6 protein-coding genes and 1 pseudogene are annotated in these 5,301 nt (G+C 71.3%); 3 read left to right on the plus strand and 4 right to left on the minus strand.

Annotation, left to right across the window (positions count from 1 at the left end; translation table 11 throughout):
* Nucleotides 1-1,695: ATP-dependent DNA helicase RecG (locus DD1DGNOD_RS30010; protein WP_241255897.1), on the minus strand; the 1,695-nt coding region annotated here is incomplete at its 3' end.
* Between the two features lie 120 nt (nt 1,696-1,815).
* On the opposite strand from DD1DGNOD_RS30010, the gene rpmB reads away from it, so the two are divergent.
* Complete coding sequence (gene rpmB / locus DD1DGNOD_RS21535) at nt 1,816-2,004, plus strand: 50S ribosomal protein L28 (RefSeq protein WP_013874853.1); 189 nt, start codon at nt 1,816-1,818, stop codon at nt 2,002-2,004.
* A 151-nt stretch (nt 2,005-2,155) separates the two neighbouring features.
* On the opposite strand, the gene thiD is transcribed toward rpmB, so the two are convergent.
* A complete protein-coding gene (thiD, locus tag DD1DGNOD_RS21540) occupies nt 2,156-2,956 on the minus strand; it encodes a bifunctional hydroxymethylpyrimidine kinase/phosphomethylpyrimidine kinase (RefSeq protein WP_131768331.1) in 801 nt (266 codons plus the stop codon).
* A gap of 141 nt (nt 2,957-3,097) precedes the next feature.
* Complete coding sequence (locus tag DD1DGNOD_RS21545) at nt 3,098-4,066, minus strand: thiamine-phosphate kinase (protein WP_131770919.1); 969 nt, start codon at nt 4,064-4,066, stop codon at nt 3,098-3,100.
* 78 nt (nt 4,067-4,144) lie between these two features.
* Here DD1DGNOD_RS21545 and DD1DGNOD_RS21550 point away from each other — a divergent pair, with 78 nt between their 5' ends.
* Together DD1DGNOD_RS21550 and DD1DGNOD_RS21555 are read left to right on the plus strand one after the other, a co-directional pair.
* A complete protein-coding gene (locus DD1DGNOD_RS21550; protein ID WP_131768332.1) occupies nt 4,145-4,378 on the plus strand; it encodes an Lrp/AsnC family transcriptional regulator in 234 nt (77 codons plus the stop codon).
* 193 nt (nt 4,379-4,571) lie between these two features.
* Nucleotides 4,572-5,039, plus strand: coding sequence for a DUF3515 family protein (locus tag DD1DGNOD_RS21555; RefSeq protein ID WP_241251760.1), 468 nt, complete (start codon nt 4,572-4,574; stop codon nt 5,037-5,039).
* A gap of 68 nt (nt 5,040-5,107) precedes the next feature.
* On the opposite strand, the pseudogene DD1DGNOD_RS21560 reads toward DD1DGNOD_RS21555, so the two are convergent.
* Nucleotides 5,108-5,301 (minus strand): annotated as a pseudogene (locus DD1DGNOD_RS21560) (D-alanine--D-alanine ligase A); the annotation flags it as partial.

The raw sequence follows: 5,301 nt of genomic DNA on the forward strand, positions 1-5,301 counted from the left end.
GTCCCCACCGATACGGGGGCAGACGACATAGGCCTGGTGGCCCGCGTCGACCTCGTCCCGGATGCGGCCCCACATGCGGTCGGTCCACTTCGGGACCGCCGCGGGCACGACGAACGTGGAGATCGGTGAACGGCCGGCGGGCAGTTCGGTGAGGGTCGACACCTCCAGATCACCGAAGACGGTCATCGCGACCGTCCGCGGGATCGGTGTGGCGGTCATCACCAGCAGATGCGGCGGATGGTCGGACCGGGACCGCAGCGCGTCCCGCTGCTCCACCCCGAAGCGGTGCTGCTCGTCGACGACCACAAGAGCAAGATCGCGAAATACCACCGACTCCTCGAGCAGGGCATGCGTGCCGACGACCAGGCCCGCGCTGCCATCCGCGACGGCCGCCACCGCCTCCCGCCGCGCCTTCGCGCCCAGGGAACCCGTCACCAGCACGACCCGGGTGGCCTCGGGCGCGGCGTCGAGCTCCCCGGCCCGTCCCAGCGGACCGAGCAGGTCGCGCAGGCTGCGCAGGTGCTGGGCCGCAAGCGTCTCGGTGGGCGCCAGCAGTACCGCCTGCCCGGCGGCGTCCACGGCGGCGAGCATCGCGCGCAACGCCACCACCGTCTTGCCGGAGCCGACCTCGCCCTGCAGCAGCCGGTGCATCGGGAAGGGCCGGGCGATCTCGGCCACGATCGTCTCGCCGACCGCGCGCTGCCCGGCCGTGAGCGGGAAGGGCAGGGCGGCATCGAAGGCCGCGAGCAGACCGCCGGGTCGAGGATGCCGCGGAGTCGCCGCGATCTTTTCGACGTCATGCCGGCGCTGCGCCAGCGCGACCTGCAGGACGAGCGCCTCGTCCCACTTCAGCCTGGTCCGGCCACGACCGACGTCAGCCCATGACGACGGCTGATGGACGAGCCGGTACGCCTCCAGCAGGCTCACCAGCCGATAGCGGGCGCGGATGGCGGCGGGCAGCGGGTCGTCGAGCTCGGCCAGCACGTCCAGGACGATCCGCACGCACCTGCCGATCGTCCAGCTCGGGATCTTCGCCGAAGCCGGGTATATGGGGACGAGCGCGCCCGCGAAGCTCTCGACGTCTTCACCGGCGCCGTCCCCACCAGCGCCCGCACGAGCCATGCCCGCGGAAGCCGTGCCATCGCGGCCCGTGCCATTACGGCCCGCGCCCGCGGGAGTCATGCCGTCTTCGCTCGCGATCTCGGTGATCTCGGTGATCTCGGTGATCTCGGCGTCGAGCAGCTGCACCTCAGGGTTGGTCAGCTGCCGACGGCCGCGGTACTCGTCCACCTTCCCGGCGAACAGCGCGGTTACCCCCGGGCGCAGATCCCGCGCCCGCCACGGCTGGTTGAAGAACGTCAACGCGAGGTTGTGCCGGCCATCGGTGACCGTGATGATCAGCATGTCCCGCGCCCGCCCCCGGAGCTGGCGCCGCTGAGCCTTGGCGACCCGTGCCTGGACGGTGACCACCTCACCGACGGTCAGGTCCCCGAGATCGGTCAGCTCCCCACGCTCCTGGTAGCGCCGGGGAAGATGGGCGAGCAGGTCACCGACCGTCTCCAGTTCCAGGGCATCGGCGAGCACCGTGGCGGTTCGCGCACCCACCACGTCCCGAAGTCGCGTCTCCTGGTCGACCACGTCCACGATCCTGCCCGACGCCACCGACAACTTCGCCCCGCCCCGGAGCGCGCCCATGAACGACCTGTATGGGCGTCTCACGGGCTGGCGCTGTCCGGTACCGCCACGCTGTGGGGTAGCCTCGGGTGACCGCCGCGAACGCGGCATGATCATTACTATTCTCTGGCGGAGTGTCTCGTGTCTTCGGTGTGCGACGTCTGCGGCAAGGGGCCGGGCTTCGGTATGTCGGTCTCCCACTCCCACCGGCGCACGCGGCGGCGCTGGAACCCCAACATCCAGACCGTGCACGCGCTCGTCGGCAAAACGCCGAAACGCCTGAACGTGTGCACCTCCTGCATCAAGGCCGGCAAGGTCACCCGCGCATAGCGTCACCGCCGCAACAGCGCCGGACGCACACGGCGTCAGGCGCGGGCGGCGTATCGGCGATGTTGCCAGGGGACTTGCTGCTTTCCAGGCACGCGGTGCCTCAGCGTCTTGGACGCTTACTGTGTCCTGGACGCGATGACGAGCGCTGCGGTTACCGTCGGCGCCAGGCGTGGTCGACCGGGCCGATGCCCGAGCCGAGCGGGAAGCCGGCCCCCACGGCACCGGTGACGTAGTCCTTTGCCGCGCGCACGGCATCGGGGACGTCCGCCCCGCGGGCCAGGAACGACGCGATCGCGGACGCGAGCGTGCAGCCGGTTCCATGCGTGTGCCGGTTGTCGCGCCGGGGCGCCCGGAGCACGACGGTCTGCCGGCCGTCGGTGAGCAGGTCCACGGCGTCGCCGGGCAGATGGCCCCCTTTCACCAGCACCCAGCGCGCTCCGAGGTCGAGCACGGCGCGCGCGGCGGCCGGCATGTCCTGCTCGGTCCGCACGTCCACGCCGGTGAGCAGCCGCACCTCGTCGAGGTTCGGGGTCGCTACCGTCGCCACCGGCAGCAACCGTGTGCGCACGGTCGCCACCGCCTCGGGCGCGAGCAGGGGATCACCGTGCTTGGACACCCCGACGGGGTCGACGACGACCGGGACGCCGACCCCGGCCAGCTCGCCCGCGACCACGGCGACGATCGGCGGTGACGCAAGCATCCCGGTCTTGACCGCGTCCACCCCGATGTCGTCCACGACCGCGCGGATCTGCGCCACAACGGCATCCTGGGGCAACTCCCACACCCCGTGGACGCCCAGGGAGTTCTGGGCGGTCACCGCGGTCAGGGCGCTCATCCCGTGGACGCCCAGGGCCAGCATGGTCTTGAGGTCAGCCTGGATGCCGGCGCCTCCACCGGAGTCCGAACCCGCGATCGTCAGCACCCGGGGCGGAGCCGGGCCGGAGCGGGTCATGGCCACCACGCTACGGTGTGGGTCCTTACCGGGTCCCACAGAACCAGATCCCGCGGAACCACCTCCCGCGGAACCGGGTCCCACGGACGGGAACGGGCCGAAGACACGGCCAGGGACAGGGACAGGAGATTCGGACGGGGTTCACCCGGCGGACGCGCGGAAATGATCCCAGCCTCCTGGCGAGGCGCCCTTCGTCGGCCCGCCGCGCAGGTCCGGCGGGACACCCTCGCCCACGACCCGCACCCCTGGCCCGTCCGCGCCCGGGACCACGGCCAGTACGCGACCGATCACGGCTACCCCCGGCGGCGGATCGACGCCCGCCGGCAACGTCCCGGCCAGACCGTGGTCCTCGCCCCCGGTCAGCAGATGCCGGACGTCGACACCGGGGACGACCGCCCGCAGCGCGTCGGCGTCCACCTCCAGCACGACACCGGAGGCGGCAGCCACATGCCCCAGATCGGCGAGCAGCCCGTCGCTGACGTCGAGCAGTGAGGTTGCGCCCGCCCGCGCCAGGGCCGGTCCGGCCGCGTACGGCGGCGTCGGCCTGCGGTGGGCCGCGACCAGGGGTCCGTCCCGCACGCCCGCGAGCAGCAGCTGCAGCCCCGCGGCGGCGCGGCCCACCGTTCCGGCGAGGACGACCGACTCCCCCGGGCGTGCTCCCGAGCGCGTCAGCGGGGCGGCACCCCGCAGATCCCCGAGGGCGGTCACCGCCAGGCAGACCTCGGCCGCGCTGACCGTGTCGCCACCGACGACGGCCACGCCCACCCCAGCGCACTCGTCGCGCAGACCGTCGGCCAGGCCGTCGGCGACCTCGATCAGGGTGGATGGTGGACACGCCAGACCGACCAGCAGCGCGGTCGGGGTGGCTCCCATGGCTGCCACGTCGGCGAGGCTCTGCGCGGCGGCTTTACGTCCGACGTCATATGGGGAAGACCAGTCGAACCGGAAGTGCCGCCCTTCCACGAGCAGATCTGTGGTAGCAATCACATACCCGGAGGGTATAGGGACCACTGCGGCGTCGTCACCAGGGCCCGCTGGGGGCTCCGGCGAGCCCAATCTGGCCGCCACCCGGGCGATCAGACCAAATTCCCCTACGTCAGACACTCTCACCGGGGCCGATTGCCTGTTACCTTCTGTCGGCCCGTTGTTCTGCGGCACGGGTTGTCGACGTCCGACAAGGGAGCGTCTGTGGTCCACGCGTACATCCTCATCCAGACCGAGGTTGGCAAGTCCTCATCTGTGGCCAAGGAGATCGAACAGATCCCCGGTGTCACTCAGGCGGAGGACGTCACCGGCCCCTACGACGTGATCGCACGTGCCGAAGCGGCCAGTGTCGATGAGCTGGGGAAGCTCGTCATGTCACGAGTGCAGGCGGTTGACGGCATCACCCGCACGCTGACGTGTCCGGTGGTGCATTTCTAACAGCTCGTCTCCGTTGGATCGCTTCATGACCAACCGGGACGGGACGTTGCGGGCGGAGCAGCCACCGGCTTTGCGAACTCGTCGACCACCCGGGCCGGCTGGGCCGGCCTGGCCGACCAGGGTGGTCGGGCCAACCGGGGTAGTCGGGCCGGTCGGGGTAGTCGGGCCACTGGCCAGACGATGGCCCAGGTGGTTGATCCCGGTCCTCGCGCGGGTCATGGTCATCGCCGTTGTGATTCTACTCACTTCATGTGCCGGTTCCCCGGGACCGGTCACGGTCAACGGTGCTCCGGATCCGACCGGGGCGCAGCGGTCGGCCTGCCTGGAACTCGGCGCCGCACTGCCGTCCTCCCTGGGGTCGGGCCTTGACCGTCGCGAGGTCAGACCGGCGTCGCCGTTCGTCGCGGCCTGGGGTTCCCCACCGGCGGTGCTGTCCTGCGGTGTCCCGGGGGTCGCCCCTAGTTACCGTCCCGACGTGACGCTCTCGGTCGTCGACGACGTCGGATGGTTCACCGAGGAACATGGTGACACGGTCCGCTACTCCACGCCGACGCGACGCCCGCAGGTCGTGCTGCTGCTTCCGGCGTCGGTACAGGCGTTCGACGTGCTGGCCACGCTCGCCGCACCGATCCGCGACGCAACGCAGTCGACGACGGCGTGACACCAGCGGGCTGACGGGCGGCAGGCTGACCGGCGACGGCCGGACGGGCGACGCGGATCCGGACGCGATCAGCGCAACCCCGTGCCGCGGCGTATCGCCAGCGCGACCAGCCGGTCCACCAGCCGCGGATACTCCAGGCCCGTGGCACCCCACATCTGCGGGAACATCGAGGTCGGGGTGAACCCCGGCATGGTGTTCACCTCGTTGACGACGATCGAACCGTCCGGGCGGACGAACACGTCCACCCGGGCGAGGCCCGCGC

The sequence above is a fragment of the Candidatus Protofrankia californiensis genome, from assembly GCF_900634765.1.
GTDB lineage: Bacteria > Actinomycetota > Actinomycetes > Frankiales > Frankiaceae > Protofrankia > Protofrankia californiensis.